This window comes from Dellaglioa sp. CoH-57-MRSF-19 (assembly GCF_056781975.1).
This window is the reverse complement of record NZ_JBXAXW010000307.1, coordinates 1-251: the sequence shown is the minus strand read 5'-3', so window position 1 is coordinate 251 and position 251 is coordinate 1. Positions and strand designations below refer to the sequence as shown.

At 43.4% G+C, this 251-nt stretch carries 1 protein-coding gene; it reads left to right on the top strand.

The features are described 5' to 3' along the window. Window positions 1-198: hypothetical protein (locus AC1RO3_RS09310; protein WP_481764137.1), on the top strand; the 198-nt coding region annotated here is incomplete at its 5' end. Between the last annotated feature and the right edge of the window lie 53 nt (window positions 199-251).

Below are 251 nucleotides of genomic sequence, written 5' to 3'. Positions count from 1 at the left end.
GGTTTGGAGGGACCCAACATTCGTCGCGTGTTAGCCAGCTGTCATACGAACACTCCAAAAGAGAAATTCTACCAACTGATGGAACTGGTTAGTCGTGAACATCCTAAAGCAACGATCGGTTACTTTACAGCAGATGCTCCTAAATTAGCAGAGCAAATGCTGGAAGATGGTATTGTAGTACGTACAACGGAGTGGTAAACTATGACCATTAAGATCTGGTCTTATGACATCGATGATGAAGAGATGCGTAA